Annotated in this window: 23 protein-coding genes; 9 read left to right on the top strand and 14 right to left on the bottom strand. The window is 35.1% G+C overall.

Translation table 11 applies throughout. The features are described from left to right. Nucleotides 1-143 precede the first annotated feature (143 nt). The gene (locus tag WBG07_RS16100; protein WP_340202708.1) at nt 144-1,076 is read left to right on the top strand and encodes a peptidylprolyl isomerase; all 933 of its coding nucleotides are present in this window, start codon (nt 144-146) and stop codon (nt 1,074-1,076) included. A gap of 55 nt (nt 1,077-1,131) precedes the next feature. On the opposite strand, the gene WBG07_RS16095 is transcribed toward WBG07_RS16100, so the two are convergent. Then, complete coding sequence (locus WBG07_RS16095) at nt 1,132-1,773, bottom strand: peroxiredoxin (RefSeq protein WP_340202706.1); 642 nt, start codon at nt 1,771-1,773, stop codon at nt 1,132-1,134. Nucleotides 1,774-1,886: 113 nt separating this feature from the next. Here WBG07_RS16095 and WBG07_RS16090 point away from each other — a divergent pair, with 113 nt between their 5' ends. Then, on the top strand, nt 1,887-2,423 hold the full coding sequence (locus WBG07_RS16090) for a YfiT family bacillithiol transferase (protein WP_340202704.1): 537 nt from the start codon (nt 1,887-1,889) through the stop codon (nt 2,421-2,423). Here WBG07_RS16090 and WBG07_RS16085 read toward each other — a convergent pair. Beyond that, on the bottom strand, nt 2,412-2,969 hold the full coding sequence (locus tag WBG07_RS16085; RefSeq protein WP_340202702.1) for a GNAT family N-acetyltransferase: 558 nt from the start codon (nt 2,967-2,969) through the stop codon (nt 2,412-2,414). The two genes, WBG07_RS16090 and WBG07_RS16085, sit on opposite strands and share 12 nt — an antisense overlap. Continuing rightward, the gene (locus tag WBG07_RS16080; protein WP_340202700.1) at nt 2,957-3,514 is read right to left on the bottom strand and encodes a thioredoxin family protein; all 558 of its coding nucleotides are present in this window, start codon (nt 3,512-3,514) and stop codon (nt 2,957-2,959) included. The genes WBG07_RS16085 and WBG07_RS16080 overlap by 13 nt, the downstream gene beginning before the upstream one ends. A gap of 105 nt (nt 3,515-3,619) precedes the next feature. On the opposite strand from WBG07_RS16080, the gene WBG07_RS16075 reads away from it, so the two are divergent. Together WBG07_RS16075 and WBG07_RS16070 are read left to right on the top strand one after the other, a co-directional pair. Continuing rightward, nucleotides 3,620-4,084, top strand: coding sequence for an Mpo1 family 2-hydroxy fatty acid dioxygenase (locus WBG07_RS16075; protein WP_340202698.1), 465 nt, complete (start codon nt 3,620-3,622; stop codon nt 4,082-4,084). Nucleotides 4,085-4,142: 58 nt separating this feature from the next. After that, on the top strand, nt 4,143-4,478 hold the full coding sequence (locus WBG07_RS16070; RefSeq protein WP_340202696.1) for a tRNA-binding protein: 336 nt from the start codon (nt 4,143-4,145) through the stop codon (nt 4,476-4,478). Nucleotides 4,479-4,644: 166 nt separating this feature from the next. Here the strand turns inward: WBG07_RS16070 and WBG07_RS16065 are convergent, their stop codons facing one another. Next, the gene (locus tag WBG07_RS16065; protein ID WP_340202695.1) at nt 4,645-5,823 is read right to left on the bottom strand and encodes an MFS transporter; all 1,179 of its coding nucleotides are present in this window, start codon (nt 5,821-5,823) and stop codon (nt 4,645-4,647) included. Further along, entirely contained in the window at nt 5,813-6,409 is a 597-nt protein-coding gene (locus WBG07_RS16060; protein WP_340202693.1) for an NUDIX domain-containing protein, read from the bottom strand. Before WBG07_RS16060 ends, WBG07_RS16065 begins: the two co-directional genes overlap by 11 nt. A 40-nt stretch (nt 6,410-6,449) precedes the next feature. Between WBG07_RS16060 and WBG07_RS16055 the strand changes: the two genes are divergently transcribed. After that, nucleotides 6,450-6,830: a VOC family protein gene (locus WBG07_RS16055; RefSeq protein WP_340202691.1), complete on the top strand. Its 381-nt coding sequence runs from the start codon at nt 6,450-6,452 to the stop codon at nt 6,828-6,830. Here WBG07_RS16055 and WBG07_RS16050 read toward each other — a convergent pair. The 5 genes from WBG07_RS16050 to lysA all read right to left on the bottom strand — a co-directional run bounded on the left by WBG07_RS16050 (nt 6,827) and on the right by lysA (nt 13,413). Beyond that, complete coding sequence (locus WBG07_RS16050; RefSeq protein WP_340202690.1) at nt 6,827-9,544, bottom strand: S9 family peptidase; 2,718 nt, start codon at nt 9,542-9,544, stop codon at nt 6,827-6,829. The two genes, WBG07_RS16055 and WBG07_RS16050, sit on opposite strands and share 4 nt — an antisense overlap. A gap of 47 nt (nt 9,545-9,591) precedes the next feature. Beyond that, the gene (locus WBG07_RS16045; RefSeq protein ID WP_340202689.1) at nt 9,592-10,746 is read right to left on the bottom strand and encodes a serine hydrolase; all 1,155 of its coding nucleotides are present in this window, start codon (nt 10,744-10,746) and stop codon (nt 9,592-9,594) included. Beyond that, on the bottom strand, nt 10,730-11,530 hold the full coding sequence (locus tag WBG07_RS16040) for a M23 family metallopeptidase (protein ID WP_340202688.1): 801 nt from the start codon (nt 11,528-11,530) through the stop codon (nt 10,730-10,732). Before WBG07_RS16040 ends, WBG07_RS16045 begins: the two co-directional genes overlap by 17 nt. A gap of 58 nt (nt 11,531-11,588) precedes the next feature. Further along, entirely contained in the window at nt 11,589-12,119 is a 531-nt protein-coding gene (locus WBG07_RS16035) for a thioredoxin family protein (RefSeq protein WP_340202687.1), read from the bottom strand. A gap of 67 nt (nt 12,120-12,186) precedes the next feature. Next, nucleotides 12,187-13,413: a diaminopimelate decarboxylase gene (gene lysA, locus WBG07_RS16030; protein ID WP_340202686.1), complete on the bottom strand. Its 1,227-nt coding sequence runs from the start codon at nt 13,411-13,413 to the stop codon at nt 12,187-12,189. Between the two features lie 166 nt (nt 13,414-13,579). Here lysA and WBG07_RS16025 point away from each other — a divergent pair, with 166 nt between their 5' ends. The 3 genes from WBG07_RS16025 to WBG07_RS16015 all read left to right on the top strand — a co-directional run bounded on the left by WBG07_RS16025 (nt 13,580) and on the right by WBG07_RS16015 (nt 16,266). Then, on the top strand, nt 13,580-14,218 hold the full coding sequence (locus tag WBG07_RS16025) for an LON peptidase substrate-binding domain-containing protein (RefSeq protein ID WP_340202685.1): 639 nt from the start codon (nt 13,580-13,582) through the stop codon (nt 14,216-14,218). 149 nt (nt 14,219-14,367) lie between these two features. Beyond that, nucleotides 14,368-15,561, top strand: coding sequence for an ADP-forming succinate--CoA ligase subunit beta (gene sucC, locus WBG07_RS16020; RefSeq protein WP_340202684.1), 1,194 nt, complete (start codon nt 14,368-14,370; stop codon nt 15,559-15,561). Between the two features lie 297 nt (nt 15,562-15,858). Next, nucleotides 15,859-16,266 carry a TerB family tellurite resistance protein gene (locus WBG07_RS16015; protein ID WP_340202682.1) on the top strand — a complete coding sequence of 136 codons (408 nt, stop codon included), beginning with the start codon at nt 15,859-15,861 and terminating at the stop codon, nt 16,264-16,266. On the opposite strand, the gene WBG07_RS16010 is transcribed toward WBG07_RS16015, so the two are convergent. Next, nucleotides 16,256-16,690 carry a DUF2214 family protein gene (locus WBG07_RS16010; protein WP_340202680.1) on the bottom strand — a complete coding sequence of 145 codons (435 nt, stop codon included), beginning with the start codon at nt 16,688-16,690 and terminating at the stop codon, nt 16,256-16,258. The genes WBG07_RS16015 and WBG07_RS16010 overlap by 11 nt on opposite strands. Nucleotides 16,691-16,840: 150 nt before the next feature. On the opposite strand from WBG07_RS16010, the gene WBG07_RS16005 reads away from it, so the two are divergent. Then, entirely contained in the window at nt 16,841-17,275 is a 435-nt protein-coding gene (locus tag WBG07_RS16005) for an Hsp20/alpha crystallin family protein (protein ID WP_340202679.1), read from the top strand. A 58-nt stretch (nt 17,276-17,333) separates the two neighbouring features. Here WBG07_RS16005 and WBG07_RS16000 read toward each other — a convergent pair whose 3' ends face one another. The 3 genes from WBG07_RS16000 to WBG07_RS15990 form a co-directional block, all read right to left on the bottom strand. Beyond that, nucleotides 17,334-18,302 (bottom strand): YitT family protein, encoded by a 969-nt coding sequence (locus WBG07_RS16000; protein WP_413788830.1) that lies wholly within the window; start codon nt 18,300-18,302, stop codon nt 17,334-17,336. 23 nt (nt 18,303-18,325) lie between these two features. Further along, a complete protein-coding gene (gene uvrB, locus WBG07_RS15995; protein WP_340202678.1) occupies nt 18,326-20,320 on the bottom strand; it encodes an excinuclease ABC subunit UvrB in 1,995 nt (664 codons plus the stop codon). A gap of 81 nt (nt 20,321-20,401) precedes the next feature. Further along, the gene (locus WBG07_RS15990; protein ID WP_340202677.1) at nt 20,402-22,162 is read right to left on the bottom strand and encodes a T9SS type B sorting domain-containing protein; all 1,761 of its coding nucleotides are present in this window, start codon (nt 22,160-22,162) and stop codon (nt 20,402-20,404) included. Nucleotides 22,163-22,176: the final 14 nt, after the last annotated feature.

Raw genomic sequence — 22,176 nt, 5'->3', positions numbered from 1 at the left:
AATTAATTTAGGTTATTTAGAATTAGGGCTTAATTACGAGTAAATATAATAATTTTAAATCAGTTACCCTCTTATAACGCAAAAGTGCTTTGGTTATTGGGAGAAGTAATTAGTATCTTTGCGCCTTATAAAAAAATATCAATATGCAAGACGGTATATACGCAAAATTTAATACGAGTAAAGGCGAAATCTTATTGAAATTAACGCATGATAAAACCCCTGGCACCGTGGGGAATTTTGTAGGATTAGCAGAAGGTAAGCTAGAAAACAACATAAAACCGAAAGGAACTCCTTATTATGACGGACTCATTTTTCATAGAGTAATTCCAGATTTTATGATTCAGGGTGGCTGTCCTCAGGGCAAAGGTTCAGGAGGCCCGGGGTACAATTTTGATGATGAATTTCATCCAGAACTACGTCATGAAGGGCCAGGAGTATTGTCTATGGCCAATGCAGGCCCAGGTACTAATGGGAGTCAATTTTTTATTACTCATGTAGAAACTGCATGGTTAAATGATAAGCATACTGTTTTTGGTTTTGTGGAAAGCGGGCAGGATGTAGTAGATGCCATAGCGCAAGGAGATACTATTGAAACCCTAGAAATTATTAGGAAAGGAGCAGAAGCGGAAGCATGGGATGCGGTTGCAAATTTTGAGAACTTTAAAAAATCTGCTACCGATAGATTAGAAGCTGAAAAAAAACGTGCTGAAGAACAGATGAAATCAATTGTGGACGGATTCACCAAAACAGCTAGTGGTTTGCACTATAAGATTTTGGAAAAAGGAAGCGGAGCGAAAGCAGTAAAAGGACAAAATGTGTCTGTTCATTACGAAGGTAAATTGCTAAACGGAATGGTTTTTGATTCTTCTTTTAAAAGAAATGAACCTATATCTTTCAATGTAGGTACAGGTCAAGTAATTTCTGGATGGGATGAAGGAATTCTGTTGTTAGAAGAAGGAGATAAGGCACGCTTTGTAATACCTTCTCATTTAGCCTACGGCAGTAGAGGAGCGGGTGGCGTAATTCCGCCGGATGCTACATTAATTTTTGATGTTCAATTAGTGAAAGCTGGATAAAAAAATAATTTATAAAACAAAGCCTGATATAATTTTTAATATCAGGCTTTGTTTTTTAGTCTACATTTGGTTGTGGAGTAAGTCTCAAATAAGGCTTTACCTCTTTAAAGCCTTTTGGAAAAATTTCTTTAGCATCTTCACTGGAAATAGCAGGACTAATAACTACTTCTTCACCATATTTCCAATTTGCAGGAGTAGCTACTTTATGATACATAGTGAGTTGGAGGGAATCAATAACTCGTAATAACTCATCAAAGTTACGTCCTGTAGAAGCAGGATATGTAATTATAAGTTTGATGGCTTTATCTGGTCCTACAATGTAAACAGAGCGCACTGTTAATGTGGCGTCTGCCTTTGGATGAATCATATCGTATAATTCTGAAACTTTACGATCTTCGTCTGCAATAATAGGAAAATCTACCTCAGTGTTTTGTGTTTCATTAATATCGGTTATCCAGCCCTTGTGAGACGCTACTCCATCTACACTTAAGGCCATTACTTTTACATTTCTTTTTGCAAATTCTTTTTGGTATTTTGCTACGGTGCCCAGTTCAGTGGTGCATACCGGAGTATAATCTGCCGGGTGCGAGAATAGAATTCCCCAACCATCGCCTAAATATTCATAAAAATTTATTTCACCCTCAGAACTTTGAGCTGTGAAGTCAGGAGCTTTATCTCCTAATCTTAGCGTTGCCATGTTTCTGTTTTTTTAAAATTAGTATTCTATAAAGTTACTATACTAAAATTTGTTTTTCAGACTATTTTCTTAAAAATATTTAAAATGTTGAAGTAAGTTGTATAAATTTGATCATGACGAATACTAACCTTGAAAAATTACAATACCCTATAGGGCAATTTGTTTGCCCTCAAACGATTCATCAGGAACAATTGCAGAAGTGGATCAGTCAATTGGAAAAATTTCCATTAAAGCTTGATGAGTTAGTGCGTAACTTGAATGAAGATGAACTTAGGCTTCAGTATCGTTCTGGCGGATGGAATATAAGAGAACTAGTTCATCATTTAGCCGATAGTCACCATAATAGCTATACCCGGTTCAAATGGACACTTACTGAAAGAACACCTGTTATTAAGGCATATAATGAAAGAGACTGGGCATCACTTTTTGATACTCAAAAAGCACCCATAAGACTGTCTTTAGATTATTTATATAGCCTTCATGCTAAATTAGTTTACCTTATTAAAGGTCTTAATGAGGAACAACTTGAGTTAGCTTTTATTCACCCAGAAGATAATAGTAGAGTGACGTTAAAGGAAAATATTGGTAAATATGCATGGCATGGTGAGCATCATTATACACATATTAAAATTGCTTTATCAAATTTGTAAAGGTTTAATCTCTAGGTTCATGATAAGCATTTCGCGATAATCATCTTTAAGATTGTCAAAATCAAGGAACCAATTTGAAACAGATACGAAGTTTTGCTTCTTATAAAAAGAGATAGACTTACTACTCGTCATTACACTTAACCATATATTTGAAATATTCTTGTTGACAGCAATATGTTTTAAAAAAGAAATGGTTGTAGCCCCAATTTTCCTACCCGTATATTCTTTTATGATGTAAATTTTCTCCAATTCCATCATATAAGGATTTTCATTACCTCTAAAATCTTTGAAAAGATTTATTTTAATAATCCCAACTGGATATTCCAAATAGTAAATCAAATAAAATTCAATAGTATCTCGGGTCAACTCCTCTAAAAATACGTCTCTGGAAAAACTTTTGTTTAGGTAAAACTCAGGACCATCTTTCCAAATATGTGAATAATGCTCAATGTAGGCTTTTTCAGCTATCCTCTCCATGAGAGCGATATCTGCAATAAAACATTTTTTGAAACCAATATTGTTTTCTATTTGATTTACTTTTTCCATTTGATATTACACCCAATACTAGGCTTTTGTTCTAGATCAATTTCTTTTTTATCTATTAATGCAGTTAGTGTTTTTCTAATATCTCTTCCAGTCACTGGAATACCATTCCCTGGTCTAGAGTCATCTAATTGACCTCGATAAACAAGTTTAAGGTTTGCATCAAACACATAAAAATCAGGAGTGCAGGCTGCATCATATGCTTTTGCAACCTCCTGACCCTCGTCATATAGGTAAGGGAATGTAAAGTTTTGTGAAATTGCATTTTCCTTCATTTTTTCAGGACTGTCTTCTGGGTAATTCACTGCATCGTTACTGGAAATTGCCACAAAACCAACTCCTTTTTTTTCATAATCTTGTCCAAGTCTAGAAAGTTCAGGATTGATATGTTTAACAAACGGGCAATGATTACATATAAACATAATCACAGTAGCTTCACTTCCTTTAAGCTGGTCAAGATGAAGATTCTTTCCACTTACGGTATCCAGAAGATTAAATTCTGGTGCTATTGTTCCTAAGGGGAGCATGGTACTTTCTGTTCTCGCCATTTTTTCTATTAATTTAATACAAATATGATATGAAATTAAAAAATTTCAAATATTAAAAATTTTGTAAATTGTACGGAGTCATTTTATCCAAATTCTAAGAAAATTATGAAAACTCTGGATCAATGGTTTGAAGAATATGGTGTTAGCCATCAAAATAAAACCAATAAGGCCATACATTACATCTGTGTTCCGGCCATTTTTTTCTCAATTATAGGCTTAATATTAAGTATTCCTTCAAAGTTTTTAGAGAAACTATTACCGTTCAATAGTCCATTACTTGAAAATTGGGCTAGTCTGGTAGTTATATTATTGCTTATTTTTTACATAAGACTTTCTGTAGCAATGGCATTAAAAGTGTTAGTGTTTTCTGTACTTTGTATTATTTTGAATTATTGGATAGCTACTATTGCTCCATTGTGGCTGGTTTCTTTATTAATTTTTGCAGTCGCTTGGATAGGTCAATTTTACGGTCATAAAATAGAAGGAAAGAAACCTTCTTTTCTTAAAGATCTTCAATTTCTTCTAATTGGTCCGGCATGGGTATTAGATAATATTTTTAAAAAATCTTGAGGAAGAAACTTTTTAGAAATGGAATTTTATAAAATCACCAACGTCTTATAATTTTTTTATGGAAACAATCCACTGGAATGATTTTTCAAAAATCGATATGAGAGTTGGAACTATAATTGAGGTATTAGATTTCCCCGAAGCTCGTAAGCCTGCATTTAGACTTCTTGTGGATTTTGGAAAAGAAATTGGAATTCTAAAATCTTCGGCACAAATTACTACTAAGTATGAAAAAACAGCACTCATTGGGAAACAAGTTATAGCAGTAGTTAATTTCCCTGAGAAACAGATTGCTAATTTTATGAGTCAATGCTTGGTTTTGGGAGCTGTAGATACTAATGATGTGATTCTAATTCAACCGGAAAGAAATGTTGAAAACGGATTAAAAATAGGCTAAGTTACCGTACATTGTTTTCTAATAATTAAAACTCATTACTTCTATGTATAGGGCATTAAAAAATTAAAGCTAGTCAAAACAGTTAAAAAGGCTAGAGGGCGAGATGATTTTTCTGCTATTCATGAATCTTATTAAAATTAAACGGTTACTTATAAAAGTTCGAATTTTAGGCTTTAGGCTTTTTTAATAATGCCCATAATCCAAAAACAGGCCCCGGTAGTAATACTAAGAAAATGTATGGAGAACTTGGGGCAACTTCATTTAAGAAACCAATAATTTCAATACTAATAATAGTCATAGAAAATCCTATACAATTAACTATGGTAAGTGCAGATCCTTTTATTGCGGCGGGGGCGTTTGTGGCAACCATAGCTGAAAACATGGGAGAGTCTGCAATCACACTTGCCCCCCATACTAAGAGAAATACAAAGAATATGATTTCAGTGCTAGAAAATAGAAAAGGAGACAGCAGGCAACAGCAACCAGAAATTAGTAAGGCTGTTAAAGCTGTTTTTTTTATGGTTATTTTTTTTGAGATCCAACCGGCAAAAAAACAACTCAAACTGCCTATGCCAATTATATAAAAGGATAAAAGCGAATTTGAACTGTCTAAGATAGTTTCTTGATGGCTATATAATTGAATCATAACAGGTACAAATGCCCAAAAGGCATACAGTTCCCACATGTGTCCGAAGTACCCGAAAGCTGAATTACGGAATCTCCGATTCGCAAAAAGTGCTTTCAAACCTGCAAAATGAAATTTAGCACCTTTCTTTCTAAACGGACCATCTTTTACAAATAAACCAATGGTAAGTCCACCAACTATACATAGAGAGGCGGATGCAATAATTACTATTTTCCAAGAAAAGTTAATTGAAAAAGCTCTTATAAAATGTGGAAATGCCGTGCCAAGAACTAAGGCCCCTACCAAAAATCCAAGTGCTTTACCTAAACTTTTATCAAAATAATCTGCTGCTATTTTCATTCCTACTGGATAAATGCCAGCTAAGAAAAAGCCTGTAAGGAAACGAGAAGTTAATATCCCAGAAAACGTTTCCATCGGTACCAGCATAGCCAGTGTACTGAGTGCTCCTAAAAATGCACTTAGCATGAATACTTTTGAAGGTGAAAACCTATCAGGAATTGCAAAAATGGCATAGGTCAACGTACCCAGAATAAATCCAAATTGAACAGCAGCAGTAAGATGGCCAAGTGCATTGTTAGTGTTTTCAAATAACAGCAATAGCTCTTTGCTTACTGCATTGCCAGCAAACCAAAGTGAGGTGCAAAAGAATTGTGCCAAAACAATAGCCACCAAGACACCCGATGCATTTTTAATTTTCATTGCCTTCTAACGCTAGTTGAAGTTGCGCATATTGAAACAACATGATGGTCTTGGCATCTTTTATTTTACCTTCTGATATATAGGTAAGGGCTTCACTAAAACCAATTTCTAGTACTTCAATATTTTCAGTTTCTTCTGGATTACCTCCTCCTTCTGTTATTTTCATACTTTTATTATATTCAGCAACAAAAAAGTGAAGTATTTCGGTGACCGCCCCAGGAGACATATAGGCCTCAAAAACCTTAGTTACCTTTGGCACTCTATAACCAGTTTCTTCTTCAATTTCTTTAATTATACAGGCTTCAGGATCTAGTTCATCTAATAATCCTGCACAGACCTCAATCATCATCCCGTCAGGATTTCCATTGAGATATGTTGGCATTCTAAATTGATTGGTAAGAATTACTTTTTTCTCTGTCTCATTATAAAGAAGCACGGCAGCTCCATTTCCCCGATCATAAGATTCACGTTTTTGATTTTGCCAAGTACCATCATCTAATTGGTAATTAAAATCAATCTTCTTTAAGGTATACCAATTATCTGAGAGTATTTCTGTACTTTTAATTTGAATGCGTCTATTCTCCATTAGTTTAAATAAAAATTTTAAGATTCGGAAGATATAAAAAATGAAAGCACAAGGCTATATAAAATCTGTACATCCTGTATTACCAGTGCAAGATGTACAACAAGCCATAAGGTTTTGCGTAGCTAAATTAGGTTTTAAGCTATCATTTCAAGATCAACCTAAAAATCCTTTCTACGCTGGAGTAACAAGAGATGGTATAGAATTACATTTACAACGGCATGATAGTAAAGAATGGGAATCTATTACCCACCGCCCAATGCTGCGTTTTGTTTGTGATGCTATTGAGCAATTGTATAATGAGTATGAAGCTAAAGGGATTTTTCATGCCAATACAAGTCTAAAAATAACTTCTTGGAATACTAGAGAATTTGCTTTTTATGATCTTTATAAAAATGGATTAACATTTTATGAGGATCTCTAGTTTTTTTTCTCCAAAACAACACGAAGCCCATTATATGCACTCCTTGCTGGTTTCTTGTGTACAGAATCTACGAAATCGTAGGCACTAAAACCATAAGAGCTACCATTAGTACAATATTCAGCCACATTGCCTCCTAGATCGTAAACTGCCGCATTTTCTATTTTGATGGAGGAAAAACGGCCTACTTCCATAACGAGCTCGTTTGTTAACTCAATTAGCTTTTCTCTTAAAATGGGAACCTCGTCTAATGTGATATCATAGCCTGCCCAATAGGAAAGCGTATTTTCTTTCTTTCCTACTTTCAACGCTTTTTCATGGAGTTTTTTTGCTTCTTCAGGGGTTGGGAGTCTATATTTATCACCTGTAATTTTACTAAGCCATGCGGTATATGCTTTTGCTTCTTCAAACTTTAATAGAACGGGATAATTATCTTGCCCAATTTTAAAACCGTGTGTGTCTCTGTATGCCTTGAATTGAGCGTTGGTAACTTCAAATCTTCCCAAAGAAATAGAATCTTTTTTAATGAGTACTGTTTCAGGGATGAGTGTGTTATTAATTGGAATACCGTACAATCCATTTGCTGTCTTTACTTCTTGTTTTTTAAGTAAGATTGCTAAAGGACTATCTTTTTTGAAAGCTTCATTTTCTTTTTTCGGGTTATCAAATAAGTAGGTGTCAATCCATGCCATCTCCTCTTTCATTTTTCTCAACTGATGAGAAATTTTTTGAAGTCCGTGGGGCTGTCCTGGAAACCATAAAAATCTTACTGGTGCCTTCCCTATTTGTTGAAGTGCTCTATAATATTCCCAGCCTTGATCTCTAGGTACAGCGCGGTCTTCACTGCCATGAAAAATAATGGTAGGGGTAATTACCTTATCCAGTTCAAATAAGGGTGATTTAATAATATAATTCTCGTTATAGAAAGTTCCGTTAACATCATCCCAGGGAGCACCTCCAAAATAGCTCTGGTCAAAACTTACTCCAAATCTACAGGTTCCAAAATCAGAAGTCCAATTTACATCACCCGCTCCGGCGGCAGCAAATTTAAATAGGTTAGGATACTTTACGGTAAGCATAGTGCTTATAATTGCACCATTAGACCACCCTGTAGTTCCTAGTCTATCCATATCAATCATTCCTTTAGTTTCCAGCATTTGAAGGCCTTTAAGAATATCTTCCATTTCTGGAATGTAATAGTTCTTTTTAATGCTTTCAACATACTTTAATCCATGATTGGAAGAACCGTGGTAATTAGGCTTTAAAACAAACGCACCTTTTTGGGAAAGAATATTTGGGTAAGTACTCCAACGTTCTGACCATTCATCTGTATCTACTCCAGACGGCCCTCCGTGAATTGAGAGTATGAGCGGATATTTTTTTCCAGCTATATAATTTTCGGGATAATACAATATCCCGGTGACCTCTTCGTCTTGATACCCATTCCAGGTAATCACTTCACTTTTGGTTATTTTTTTTTGAGAAAGGTTGGTATTTAATTTAATAAATTCTGATATATTTTTTAATTGATTCCCTTTTCTGTCTGCTGTAAAATAAAGTGGGAGGGAAGAAGCAGTGGAGTAACCGTATACTATCTTATTGCCTTTTTTTGAAGTTGCAATAGGCGTACAATGCTCATTGGAATCATTAAAACTAACAGCTTCCTTTTCCCACCCAGCTTTTGTACGCTTGTAAATCACATTTTTAAAAGTAGCTTTATTGGCTAAGGAAACCAGCACATCGTTTCCTAACATCCAATAACCACGTCCAATCCCTTTTTCCCATTCTAAATTTACTTTTTGTTCTTTTCTCTCCGCTAGATTATAATAGTATAATTCCTGAATTCCAGCTCCGTTCCATTCTGGATCTGAGGAAAAAGAAGATACAAAGTAAAAGCCACTATCTATGTTATTAAATTGAAAATTAGAAGAAGGAAATTTTAACTCGCTCAATATTTGAATCACTTCATTTGTTGCGAGGTTTTTTAAGAAGTAAGTTGGGTCTGGTTGTGCATCGGCTGAGAAATGCGGACTCATTTGCATTGCATATACCAACCATTTTCCATTGTTTGAAACCTTGTAGTTATTTAAAGGTTTGGTATTGGTGGTAATGCGCTCTATTGTTTTATTTTTTAAGTCAAAGCCAAAAATGCGGGAAGGTTTCCAATGTAAAGAATCTTCAACCACCTTCACATCATCTTTTTTCTTTTTTAGGGTTTCTTCACGCAGCGTTTCTCCTTCCTTACTAACGAACAATAAGATATTCTCGTTTTTCCATTGAAGATTTGAAATGCCATTTTTGAATTCGTGAACAGCAATTGCCTCTCCACCATAAATACTTAATTTCCATAATTTTTTACCTTTTTCTCTTGAAGATAAAAAGTAGATATGGTTGTTATCTTTAGAAAAAATAGGAGAATAATCGTTCTCATCCTGATTTGTAAGTCTAACCGTAAATGGCATTCCATCTTCCATTTTGTTAAGTCTGGTTAGGTAAAGATTGGATATAAACTTGTCTTTTTCTTTGAGTGCTCTACTTTTAGCCCATACCACCATACTGCCGTCTGGAGAAAATACGGCATTTCTCAAAAACGCTGTATGAATCACATCTTCTGGTGTCCATTTATGTGGGTCTTCTATTTCTTGTGCTAAAGCTTTAACAGGTTGCAGAATGGTGATAAGTAAAACGAAAAAATTAACTAGAAAAGAATATTTCATAAAAATCAATTAAAAAGGGATTACAAGAAGTTTCGGTTTATGAGTTCTTATTTTTGTTTGCGTTCAAGTTCAATTTGGTATAGTTTTCTACCTAAAGTAGCTAGAAATGGAATTCCAACCGTATCATATTCGTAGACGTCATCATTGAAGATTTCATTTTTGTTGACAAGAATAGTAGCCGTTAGTAAAAATTCAATATTATTTTTTGTGTCTTCTATATAAGCGCAATCAGTAAGAGTTCCATAAGCATAACCAACTTTATTGTATATTTTAATGTAAGAAGGAATAGCCTCTTTACGATCTCCATACATAAAAAATTTACCATAGCTATCATAATAGATTGCAGGATTGTATCCGGCTTCTTTAGGAAGTGTATGCATGGCTTTTAAAAGAAAATTTTCGTTTTCTTTGCCAAGCTTGAAGGTTTCATCAGGGCTGTATTTTTCGGGGAAAATAACTCTTTTCATCAACGAGTGAAGGGTGGTTATGGGGAGATAATTCTTTTCTGAAAAATCAAAGGGCTGAGGAATTAATGAGTCATCTTCATAAAATCCTTTTCCCTTCATAATCCCCTTCATTTGCAATCTTTCAGGATTTTTATTAACGGTAGCTTCCGTTTGTTTCATCGTACTATCATTCAAAAAAACAACCAAAGGTTTTGTGGTAATATTTCCAGCATCATCTGTTGAAAGGCGATGAGATAATCTTGCCGGGAATAAACCTTTACTTTGAAGCTGTTCATTGATATAATCCGGCCCTAGAAATTCAAAAAGACGGTTATAAGCATCATTATCACTTACTGCAAAAATTTTACTAACTTCTTTAAAGAAACTGGTTTCAATGGAGTCTCCTTCCACATAAAAATGAGTGTTTCCATGGTATGTGTCCTCCTTGTTTAATTTTTCAAGGGCTAATATCGCTACTGGAAATTTTACGGTACTTGCTGGATAAAAATAGCTGCTATCATTTACCTGAAACTTAAAATCGGTAAAAAAAGGGCTATTACTTTTATCTCTATTGATTCTGGTAAACAATATCTGTACGTTGTATTGTGCTATCCTATCCGTCACTTTTTTGATATTTGGGTCTGAATCCTGAAGTGCCTCAAGAAGCGGATCTTTTTTTTCAATAGGCTGCGCGCAGGAGGTCAACAGAAGTATACACCCTAATATTTTTAGAAGTAAATTATTTTTTACGAACATATTTTTTACCTGATTTGAGATATTTCTTTTCGTAACCTTCAAAAAATACAGGTACAGATTTATCATTTCCTTCCCTTACCACAAAATGCAAATGCGGACCTCTGGTAAATCCAGTAAGTCCAGATATTCCTATGGGTTGTCCACGATGTACAAAGTCTCCAGGTTTTACAAGAACACCCTGATAGTCTAAATGAACATACGCGGCTAAGGTTCCATCTTCATGAAGAATAGTTATTAGATTTGCTTTGTCTATAAAATCTCTTCCCCCATGCACCTTAAATTTATCTCTAATTCTTACAATAATACCTTCTCGTGCTGCATAAATGGTATCGCCTACAGCTAAATTAAAATCAATCGCATATTTTGATTTGATACTATTATGGGTAAACTTTCCATTGAATCCTTGTACCACTTTATAAGGTTTATCTTTCGAGTACGGTAAAGAATAGGAATAAGTGGAATCATGTTTAGCAGTTTTAGAATCACCAAGCATTGCTTTAATATTGAAAAAACGTTTCAGCTGTATCTTGGAAGTATCTTTTATATGCTTTAGAGGGATGGAGGCCAACCACATTGAATCTCTGGCATTAATTAAGAATTTTGGATGAATATGTATACTATCTTGAAAGTAAACATGAGGAAAAACGGAAACCTCTACGGGGCCATAGGTAAGATTTATAATACCAATTCTGGCAGAGTCTTTTGTGAATTCTTTGTATGCACTAAGTTCTTGTGCTTTGACTACACAAAAAGGAAGTAAAAGTGCCAAAAAGAAGTGTTTCATCCCAGGGATTTAAATGAGAGATGAATAAAGTTACAAAATGTTGGGCAATTAAAAAGGATTATTTTTTAGAGCGACTGTATTCCTGCCAGCTGGTATTTTTGAAAATATTTTCACCAACATAATTGGCAACTTTTAGAAATTCATTTGGTTGTCTAAATCCGGGAACTACGGTTACAATTTTAACTTTTTCATCAAGAAAAACAACGCTTGGATAACTCAATTTCCCTTTAAGCAATTGAGCGGCTAACTCGTGATAGCCTCTTCGCCCGCTTGCCACGTATTTAAAAGTTCGGTTGTTATAAACAATATCCTGCTTCTGTTCTGCATTTAATTTTACCATATAAAAATTACTTTTCATATAAGCTGCTACCTCAGGATTATTAAAAGTTACGGCATCCATTCTTTTGCACCAACCACACCAATCAGTGTAGACGTCAACAAATATTTTTTTCGGGTTTTTGTCGGTTTTAGATTTAGTAATCGCTTCTTCCCAACTCATCCATTCAATAGCCTCTACGGGAGGGTTAAAAGATGCAGTTATAGCGACTAAGCAAATCAATAACAGGGGGCGAAGAAGTATTGTTTTCATAACTTTCATAAATAGGTTTATAAGGTAAATATAATAAAAAATGCGCCTTTTGGCGCATTTCGTATCTTTAAGCAGTTACATTTACATTAAATTTAACAGCATCTACTTGATTTCTAATTAGATCGTCAAATGTTTCCCTTTTCCTGATTAAATAGGATTTCCCTTCATGCCAAAGCACTTCCGCGGGTCTATATCTTGAATTGTAATTACTGGCCATAGTGTGGCAATACGCACCTGCATTATGAAAACACAACACATCACCCTCTGCTATTTCAGTTATTCTTTTATTGGTTGCAAAGGTATCTGTCTCGCAAATATAACCTACAACAGAATAGAATCTCTCTCTGCCTTTGGGGTTAGAAATATTAATAATTCTGTGGCTGGCTCCATAAAGCATAGGTCTTATCAAATGATTAAAACCAGAATCTATACCAGCAAAAACGGTTGAGGTTGTTTGTTTAACCACATTCACAGAAGCCAGAAAGTATCCTGCTTCGCTTACCAAAAATTTACCTGGTTCAAAGCAAAGCGTAAGTTCTCTACCGTATTCTTTAGAAAATTGGTTAAATCTTTTCGTTAATTTCTTACCAAGTTCTTCTACATTTGTCTCAATATCTCCTTCCCTATAAGGAACTTTGAAACCACTTCCAAAATCAATAAACTCCAGTTGGTTGAAATTTTTGGCTGCATCAAACAAAATTTCCGAAGCATACAAAAATACTTCAATATCCAAAATGTCACTTCCGGTATGCATGTGAATTCCATTGACCTTCATACTAGTGTTTTCAACGATGCGAATTACATGTGGCATCTGGTGAATACTAATACCAAATTTAGAATCAATATGACCTACGGAAATATTTGAATTACCGCCAGCCATTACGTGGGGGTTAATCCTAATGCAAACAGGTACATCGGGATGTTTGGAACCAAACTGCTCTAATATGGATAAATTGTCAATATTAATTTGTACCCCAAGAGCAGCTACTTCTTCAATCTCTCTTAGAGAAACTCCATTGGGCGTATATATTATTTTTTCAGGTTTAAAACCAGCTATCAACCCTAACTTCACTTCTTGTATTGAAACTGTATCTAGTCCAGAACCTAGTGAATTCATAAGTTTCAGAATCGCTATATTAGAAAGTGCTTTAACTGCGTAATTCAAGCGTAAATTAGGCACATTCTTAAAAGCAGAGGTAAGCCGGCTGTATTGGGAGATAATTTTTTCTGTATCGTACACATAAACCGGACTGCCAAATTCCTTCGTAATATTAAGAAGATCTTTAGTATTCATAACATGAAATTTTAAGTAACAAATCTAAAGTATAATTTCTTTAAATCAATTATTTTGAGGTTTTTTTATAAAAATAAAACAATAAGTTATATTTAAAACAATCTGTTTTTTGTGTTAAATCTCCTTCAAACTTAAATTATTCGTATTTTTGTCCTAAAAGAATTCTATGTCATTGTTGCCATTATTTCCCCTTCAAATTGTTGTTTTTCCGGATGAAAAGCTTCCATTGCATATTTTTGAGAAGCGTTATCGCGAACTTCTAAAAGATATTGAAATTAGCAATGGTAAGTTTGGAATTCCAACTTTGGTAAACGGAAAAATGACTTATGGAACAGAAATTGAACTTGTGGAGACTGTAAAGAACTATGAAAATGGCTCTTCTGATATACTTTGCAGAGGTAAACGTGTTTTTTTCATAAATGAATTTAAGAATCCTATGGACGGAAAGCTTTATGCAGGTGGTGATGTCAAATTTTTTAATAATATTTATGATGGGAATCCGTCTACTAAAGAAAAAGTATTAGCCTTGATTTCTGAGCTATATGAAGTTATGAATGTAGACATACCGGATATAGACACTCAAGAATTTAACAGTTTCACATTAGGGCATAAAATTGGAATGTCTGTTGTTCAAGAATTGGAATTGCTACACCTAATTTATGAGAGTGAACGTTTAAAGTACATTAAAGAGCATTTAAAAAAGATTATTCCGGTAGTTAAGGAAGTGAACCGCACCAAGGAAATCATAAAAATGAATGGTCATTTTAGAAGTTTTGATCCATTAGATTTTAAAAAGATTAGATAATATTATTAATTTCTTTATCCTTTTTATTCTTGCCTTTGGTTGGTTTGACTTTCCGAACTTTTCTTCTCTCTTATCAGCCACCAAATTAAATTGGTTTTATAATTCTTTGTTTCCTATTTTTGCATCGCTTAAATAAAGAATGTTCAGTTATGAATTTACACGAATATCAGGGAAAACAAGTATTAGCAAATTTTGGCGTTCGTATCCAAAGGGGTATTGTGGCGCATAATGCACAAGAAGCGGTTGAGGCTGCTAAACAACTCACACGGGAAACAGGTACAGGTTGGCACGTAATAAAAGCTCAGGTTCATGCTGGTGGTCGTGGAAAAGGGGGAGGAGTTAAACTTGCTAAAAACTTGCAGGAAGTAGAATCTATAGCTGAAAACATTATTGGAATGAATCTGGTTACCCCTCAAACTTCAAAAGAAGGAAAGAAGGTACATCAGGTATTAGTTGCCGAAGATGTTTATTATCCAGGAGACTCTGAAACTTCTGAGTTTTATATGTCTGTATTACTCGATAGGAGTAAAGGACGAAATATGATTATGTATTCCACTGAAGGGGGAATGGATATTGAAGAAGTTGCTGAAAAAACACCACACCTTATTTTCACGGAAGAGGTGGACCCTGCTATAGGGCTTATGCCTTTTCAAACGCGTAGAATTGCTTTTAATCTTGGACTTTCTGGAACAGCTTTTAAGGAGATGACTCGTTTTGTGGCATCTTTATACAAGGCTTATGTAACAAGTGACGCTTCTTTATTTGAGATAAATCCGGTATTGAAAACGTCAGATGATAAAATTATGGCAGTTGATGCCAAGGTTACACTAGACGACAATGCCTTGTTCCGTCACAAAGATTACGTGGAAATGCGTGATTTAAGAGAAGAAAATCCTATTGAGGTAGAAGCGAATGCTTTAGGGCTTAATTATGTAGACCTTGATGGTAACGTAGGTTGTATGGTAAACGGTGCTGGCTTGGCAATGGCTACTATGGATCTTATCAAACAGTCAGGTGGGGAACCGGCTAATTTTTTAGATGTTGGAGGTACAGCAGATGCAAAAAGAGTAGAGGCAGCTTTCCGTATTATCTTAAAGGATGCCAATGTGAAAGCAATATTGGTCAATATTTTTGGTGGCATCGTTCGTTGTGATCGTGTAGCTCAAGGTATTGTAGATGCTTATAAGAATATGGGAGACGCTATTAATGTACCTATTATAGTGAGATTGCAAGGTACAAATGCAGAAATTGCAAAAGAGCTAATCGATAATTCTGGGCTAGCCGTGCATTCTGCGGTTCAGTTTCAAGAAGCTGCCGATAAAGTAAAAGAATTACTCAATTAAAAGAATATTCGTTTTAACAAGATAGACTCCAGAACTATAGCTTATGTTTTGGAGTCTTTTTTATTTAATGAAGTGTAACATATTGTTTTATGAATCGTCTTTAGTATAGGTATCAGGTTTGACGGAAGCATTTTGCCGATTGCTTTTATTTGGTATCTTACTTAAATCAATAGTGTTGGAAAGCTAGTTTTGAGTGAAATGGTTTATAATGTACTCCTAGAATTTTATTCTGGGAGTTTTTTTATGTTTTTTCACAGTCTTAAGATTTTTTTTAAATTGAACAAAATTTATGGAAGTATGGATACGGAATCTGAAAAACTGAGCCTGTTGGCAGATATGATTACATTTGCTAAATCTGATCAAGAGGTTAAAGATTCTGAATATAATTTTTTACTTGCGGTAGCTTCTCAATTAGGGGTAACCAAAAGAACTTTTGATCATTTATTTGGTACAACCGCAAAAAGAACACCTATTAAACCAGAGTCTGAACGTATTTTACAGTTCCACAGACTGATCCTATTAATGAATGTTGACGGCCATCAACACCCTGAAGAGTTGCGTGAACTTAGGAATTACGGATTAAAAATGGGACTGCACCCTCAGGCTACGGAAACGGTTTTGAAAATAATGGATCAATACCCCAACAAAATAATTCCACCAGACATACTATTTCAATTTTCAAAACGCACTATAATTAAAAGGTAACCCCAAAAGCCATCAATTCTGCAAAAAACGGAATAATGAGTAATAAGGCTGCTTCTATTCTCAATACCATAATTAGTTTTTGAGGAATATGAATGAGCGCTGTTTTTGCCTTTTTGCTTTTAAAATAGAATAGGCTAGGGTATAAAGATAATATACCTACGATGATAAACAGACTCATTTTGATCCAGAAGGTATTGCTATTTGAATAGAATTCTGGAGGCTTTCCTACTACAAACCACAAGATCATACCAAAAGTTACTGTCAAAACCGATGCAATCCCGTAAATAGCATCAGTAAGTAAGATACGTTTAAGTAATTGTTTGTCCACTGCTGTCTTTACAAGAAACTGCTGTGCAAAAACACTTCCTACCACTATAAAGATGGAGACTAGGTGAAGATATCTAAAGAGAATATAGTAATTCATGAGTTCATTTTGACAGTAAACAACTCAATAAGCGACAAAAAGTCATCTATATAGGTGTAAAAAGCGACAAAATGTCTCATTTTTATAGATGGAATATAATTTGCCATATACTAAGCGTAAATAAAAAGTTTAACTAAAAATACATAAAAAATGAACCTAGTAAGAAAAAATAACAACGTTTGGTTTCCTTCATTATTGGATGAGTTTTTAAAGCCTGATTGGATGGGTGGATTAGAGCATAGCCACAATGTATTACCCGCTGTAAATATCAAAGAATCTGAAGATCATTTTGATTTAGAGCTTTCAGTACCAGGATTTAAAAAAGATGATATTCATATAGAGGTAGATGACAATGTATTAACTATTTCATCAACCGTTGAATCGTCTTCTGAAAACAAAGATGAAAAAGGTAATTATACTAGAAGAGAGTTTAGTCGTTCTTCTTTTAAGCGCTCTTTTACCTTACCAGAAACGGTTAATGAGGATGCAATCAATGCAAGTTATGAAGATGGTATTTTGGTGTTAACATTTCCAAAAAAAGAAGAGGCACTTCCAAAGCCAAAAAGATTGATAGAAATTTCATAATGTTAAGTTTGGTTAGTAATGTTGAAAAAAGAGGAATCTGGAAACAGATTTCTCTTTTTTATTTATGAGCCCTTTTCTTAATCATTCCTCCTTTAGTGTCTTTAATACTACTCATAATTACAAATGCATTTGGATCAATTTTATCTATTTCCGTTTGTATTTTAGCCACTTCCAGACGTGTAATAACGGTATAGATGATATCTGTACGATCTAGATTTGCTCCTTTTTTTCCATAACCACGCTTTCCTTCATAAATGGTAACTCCTCTTCTCATTTTTTCAGTAATCATTGTCCGGATTTCTTCACTGTAGACGGATATAATGGTAATACCTGTGTATTCTTCAACTCCTTCTACTACAAAATCTACGGTTTTAGAGGCGGCTAGATAGGTAAGCATAGCATATAAAGCGGTTTCTATAGATAAAAGATAGGCTGCTGCAGCAAAGATCACTACGTTAAATAAAAGAATCACATCGCCAATAGTAATACCAGTTTTTCTGCTTAAATAAATGGCAAGCAATTCTGTGCCATCTAAAACACCACCACCTCTTATGGATAGTCCAATACCTGCACCTAAAAAGAATCCTCCAAATGTAGCAACAAGTAATCTGTCTGTAGTCACAGTTGGGTACTCTATAAAAGCAACCGCCAAAGCCAGTCCTGCAATGGCAAAAAAACTTTTAAGTGCGAATGATTTACTAATCACCCGGTATCCCAGATATATAAATGGCAAATTAATGAGAACGATCAATAGCGGTAATGAAAAACCAGAAACTTTCGCTACGATAAGAGATATTCCCGTAACGCCCCCATCAATAAACGAATTTGGGATTAGAAAACTTTCCAAACCAAAGCCAGCAGAAAAAATACCTATAATGATAAAAAGAGAATCCCGAAGCAAATGAAAAAAACCTGTTTTTACACGAATAAATTCTCTGGCCATTGCGTATTCGCTAGCACCTTTGGTGCGGTCTTTTCGAAGGCTATGCCGCACCCATTTATATGCTTCTTTGTAGGCACGTCTCATTGTTTTATTTCTTTTCAGGTAAGTTACACGTTTTTCCCTTGGAGTTCCTTGATTTCATCTCGTAATTTGGCTGCTTCCATAAAATCTAGTTCTTTAGCCGCTTTTTCCATAGCCTTTCTTTTGTTTCTTATTAGCTTTTCAAGCTGCTCCTTGGTCATGTAGGCTACTTCTGGTTCTGCGGCCTTCGGCATTTTCTTTTCATATGGATTGATATAGTTGTTTCCTCCACCTTCAAAAGCACTGTCTAATGCTTTTTTTAAGGCTTTGGGCACAAGGTTATGATCTTTGTTCCATTTTATTTGTTTCTCTCGGCGATAATTAGTTTCATCAATAGTTTTTTGCATGCTATTCGTAATCTTATCTGCATACATAATTGCGCGACCATTTAAATGACGAGCAGCTCTTCCCACGGTCTGAGTAAGCGATCTGTTACTTCTTAGAAAACCTTCCTTGTCAGCATCCAAAATAGCAACTAAAGATACTTCTGGCAAGTCTAGACCTTCTCTTAATAAATTTACACCAATAAGCACATCAAAAATTCCTTTACGCAGGTCTTGCATGATTTCTACTCTTTCTAAAGTATCTACATCACTATGAATATAGCGACATCGGATAGAAATTCTGGAAAGGTACTTGGTGAGTTCTTCCGCCATTCTTTTAGTAAGGGTAGTAACCAGTACTCTTTCATCTTTCTCTACCCGTTGATGAATTTCTTCTACCAGATCATCTATTTGATTTTTACTTGGTTTTACCTCAATTATGGGATCCAAAAGCCCTGTTGGACGAATCACCTGTTCCACATAAACGCCTCCGCTTAGTTGTAATTCATAATCTGCAGGCGTAGCACTTACATAAATTACCTGATGTTGTAAAGCTTCAAACTCTTCAAATTTTAGCGGTCTGTTATCCATAGCAGCAGGTAATCGGAATCCGTATTCTACCAAATTCTCCTTTCTGCTCCGGTCACCTCCATACATGGCATGTACTTGCGGTATAGTTACATGACTTTCGTCAATAATCATTAAATAGTCTTCCGGAAAATAATCTAGTAAACAAAAGGGTCGTGTACCGGGATCTCTGCCATCTAGGTATCGCGAATAGTTTTCAATACCAGAACAATACCCCAATTCTTTAATCATTTCAAGATCAAAATTAGTGCGTTCTTCCAATCTTTTAGCTTCCAGAGGTTTTCCAATTTCTTTAAAATAATCTGTTTGTTTTACCAGATCTTGTTGAATCTGCCAAATGGCATTTTGTAAAATATCTGGCGAAGTCACAAAGATATTCGCTGGATAGATATTAAGCTTTTCATGACGCTCCAATACTTCTTTGGATTGCGGATCAAAAGCTTCTATTTCTTCTATTTCATCTCCAAAAAAGTGAATTCTATAAGCTTCATCAGCATAACCCGGATACACATCTATTACATCACCCTTCACTCTAAAATTTCCATTTACAAAATCCGCAGTAGTTCTGGAGTAAAGACTTTGTACTAATTTATGCATAAACTGCGTACGTGATAAGATTTGGTCTTTTTCAATAGTGATCACATTCTTTTTAAACTCCGTAGGGTTTCCAATACCATATAAACAAGAAACAGAGGCTACTACCAATACATCTCTTCTCCCAGAAAGTAAGGATGAGGTGGTACTCAGGCGAAGCTTTTCAATTTCTTCATTTATAGACAGATCTTTTTCTATATACGTTCCTGTTACGGGTAAGTATGCTTCAGGTTGATAATAATCGTAATAAGAAACAAAATATTCAATAGCATTTTCTGGGAAAAACTGTTTGAACTCAGAATATAATTGAGCTGCAAGTGTTTTGTTATGTGCCAATACCAAAGTAGGACGTTGAACCTCTTCTACCACATTAGCAACCGTAAAGGTTTTTCCAGATCCAGTAACTCCCAAAAGTGTTTGGTAACGCTCAAATTCATTAATTCCTTTCGATAATTGTTTAATAGCCTCAGGTTGATCCCCAGTAGGTTTAAACTCAGATTCGATTTTAAATTTCATTCTGCAAAATTAACAAACAAAGGCTTAGAAAAGTGTTTAGAAATTTATAAAATTAAAAGGTATTATGTCAAGGTAAAGTTTTCATCTTTTAAGCGCAAAATGCCCCTTAAGAATCTCTCCATTTTCTAGAATGGCGGCAAACCAATAATCAGAGGCGGGCATAGGTCTCCCATTAAAGGTGCCATCCCAACCAGATTCCTGAGGACGAATACGGGTTAATAGCTTCCCATATCTATCAAATATTTGCAAACCAGTTACGGGAATATCATTCACACGATCTTCTAGGATATTCCAAAAATCATTAATAGTATCACTATTTGGTGTAAAGAATTTTGGAAAGAGAATGGAAACGGGATTAAAAAAAAGTTGTCTAGAGATAAGACCGCAACCACTTTTTTCTCTGGCATATACCGTAATATTTCCAACATCAGCAAGATCAAAAAAATTTGCATCTTGATAAGGTCCGTTTGGATTGTTAATAGCATATTCATAGTCACCACTACCACTGGTTTCTATGATGATTCTTGTTAAGTCGCCAATGGGTTCAATTCTAATATTTTCAAATCTGGGACCCTCTGTGGTAATTACTTCAATTAGTTTTGAATTTTCACATCTGTATTCTTCACCACTAACATCTATTATGGTATAGGCTACCAGTCTATAAGTTCCTTCAATTTCAAAATCTATAGAACGCGTTGTGGTAAGTTCAACTTCATCGCCATTAGGGTCAAAACCATACCAAACATATCCATCTGCATTGGTATCTGCCACATAGTTAAAAGGAATTGCTTCAGAACAAAGGCCTATGGTATCTGGATCTGTAATCACAGGGTTAAGATCTACAATGAGCCCTGTGTTAGGATCAAAATAAGGACCGCAACCCGCACTAGTTGAAAAACTTTCTTCGTCGCAACCTGTAGCTAAACCTGCGTCATTATAGGGAGTAATGGTTACAAAAATGGTAACGTTAAACAGAAAATTTACGACTACTGTAGACGTAGTGTTACCTGCATCAAAATTATTAAGAATATCTTTCCCACCAGGAGTGCTTCCCATATTAATAATATAGCCCGTAGCGTTGGTAACGGGACTCCACCTAAGTTCTGGCGTGAGCGGAACATCAATCGAACCATCTAATGGCGATATAAGGTTTGTACATTCAGGCGCTTGCCCAAGAGACCCTGTAGTAAAAGATTGTGAATTACAATTTATGGCGCTTCCATTAGAATTATAGGGAATCACGGTCACATATATGATTGTACTCGCCGGGAAATCTAGTAAAGGATTGTAGCTTAATATATTCCCAACGTCTGTGGTAGGAAGTATTTCATTTCCTCCCGGGGTGGTTCCAATAGTTAGTAAATAGCCTTCAGTTCCAATAGATACATTCCATTGCAGATTTGCATTAATGGCGACATTTACAGCACCAGCCAACGGACTTGTTAAATCTGTACAGAGGGGAGGTGTTGTAATATTTTCGGTTGTAAAACTGGATACAGGACATGGAATATTTTCATTATTAAAAAAAAACAGTGATATACTTACGTAGATAGTAGTGTTATTTGGTAACCCTAGAGGAGGTAGGAAGGAGGTAGAAAGTCCTACAGATCGGTTACTCACAATGTCTGATCCTCCTGGAGTAGTGCCTAAAGAAATAATATATCCTGTAACACCTGCAACGGGTGTCCAGGTAATTGTAGCGTCTAAAGGTACATTTACAGCGCCATTAGCCGGACTTAATACGGAGGTACAGCTCTGGGCAGTGGAATACGTTCCAATAGATACGAATATTAGGAACAGGCTCCATGTTATAACAGCGAGTTTTCTTGCGTTTGAAAACATTTTAAAATTTAAAA

The organism is Ascidiimonas meishanensis, from assembly GCF_037782385.1.
Taxonomy (GTDB): Bacteria; Bacteroidota; Bacteroidia; order Flavobacteriales; family Flavobacteriaceae; genus Ascidiimonas; species Ascidiimonas meishanensis.
Note: the sequence above shows the minus strand (reverse complement) of the source record. Positions and strands in the feature narration are given on the sequence as shown.